We start from the raw sequence: 1,738 nt of genomic DNA on the forward strand, positions 1-1,738 counted from the left end.
TTTCTAGCTTCAATTTATATCTAAATCGGTTAAATTCCTTTTTTGCCTTTATACTCCATTCTTGATGCTTTTCTTCATTCATAATTACGTTAAGTTCTTCAGATAGAATTTTTTCCAGGAATTTAATCTCATTTTCACGATTGTAAAATATATTCAATAACCTGTATTTTAATAGTTCCTGTTCAATTGTTGTTTTCTTCGGAAAATCGCTAACTATAAGCTTGTTTAAGTGCATCAAACAGTATTGATGCACTAACTTATCCCCAAAAACTTCCTTTAAAATATCTGGGTATCTCTTATCAAAATCCGTAACAATAAACACAGGTTCTGATGTATCTAGATTTTTTCGTAGAAACGTTTTGATGGTTTCTGAACTTTTATCCTCAAAAAGTTCATCTGCTATTGTTCTTTGAGTTTTTGCATCCAGTAATGTTAAACGGTATTTCTGACAACGTCCCTCTTTTGGATGCTGTTCGTCATAGTGCACCATATGTACATTTTCTAAAATTGGAACATTTTCCTGTTCCATTTCTTTGTTGAATGTTCTAAAAATAGTGCTTCTTGATCTTGGAAATATGAAGCTCATTATATCAGAAATTCCATCATAAGAAACTTTATGGTATCTGAGCACCTGGAAAAAATTATTAAATGAATCAAAAAGTAAAGTTTTCAGACCTTCCCAAAAACTATGATCTTCTTCGTCTGTACTACCACAATTTTGGCATTTGTATCGACCAATGCTGATTTTTCCAAGACCTTTTTTGATGTATAGATTATAGCCGTTATGAACCATAGGAGCACTGCAAATAGGGCAGGCTGGAGGAATTTTTCTACGAAAAATTCCTCTTGTGGTATATTCGTAATCATTGCTATAACTATCAAAAAGGTATGAGAGAGCAGGGAGTTCCGATAAGTTATTAAGAGTAAGATTTATAATTACCATTGTTTTTGCCGTAACATCATTACATAATTAGAGAATTATAAATTTATGTAGTGATGTTACACTTACTTTCATCACTAGATTTTGGAACTGAGTCCTTTATGTTGCGAAAGTATACCCAAAACAATGCCGGTGAAAGATAATATCAAGTGTATATGTGAAAGTTACCTGCTCAACAAATATAAGCTGGAGTTAATCGGTACTTATCAGTACCACTATTTCTGCTAAAAATTATCAGAGAATTTTTTAAGAGCCTATAGATGTTCAATAATCAATGTTGTAAATATAGTATATCGTAACAAGCTTGCCCACAAGCCTTTAAAAAAAACTGCTTGTCCGAAAACAACAGGTCAATATTCGGATTTGAAACTTATCCCCTAAGTGATTGTCACAAAATAATTCAGGCATTTATTTATATGGGTTCCTTCTATTGAATATATATGAGTAACCAACTTGAGAAAATTCTCTCTGAAAAGTATGAATTGCTCAAACCGTTTCTCGATGAACAAAAGAAACGTCTATTTGCTGGTGCTGAGGCTATTAGCCTTGGTGAAGGTGGAATCAGCATAGTTTCTCGTGCAACAGGAATCTCTCGTGATACTATTTCTAAAGCTTGTAAAGAACTAGCAAGTGGAACGATTGGAGCAAGTGGAACATCTATTCCTGATGGTAAGATTCGAGCTCCTGGGGGAGGTCGCAAAAAGAGTGTTGATAAAGATCCCACACTTATATCTGATCTTGAAAGTCTTATTGAACCAACAAGTAGTGGTGATCCAGAATCACCTTTGCGTTGGACCT

The 1,738-nt window shown here is 33.8% G+C and carries 1 protein-coding gene and 1 pseudogene; one reads left to right on the top strand and one right to left on the bottom strand.

Annotated elements, in window-relative coordinates:
- Positions 1–943: ISNCY family transposase (locus tag ASJ81_RS12280; protein WP_095642727.1), on the bottom strand; the 943-nt coding region annotated here is incomplete at its 3' end.
- Positions 944–1,380: 437 nt separating this feature from the next.
- On the opposite strand from ASJ81_RS12280, the pseudogene ASJ81_RS12285 reads away from it, so the two are divergent.
- Positions 1,381–1,738, top strand: a pseudogene (locus tag ASJ81_RS12285) (ISAzo13 family transposase); the annotation flags it as partial.

The sequence above is a fragment of the Methanosarcina spelaei genome (assembly GCF_002287235.1).
GTDB lineage: Archaea > Halobacteriota > Methanosarcinia > Methanosarcinales > Methanosarcinaceae > Methanosarcina > Methanosarcina spelaei.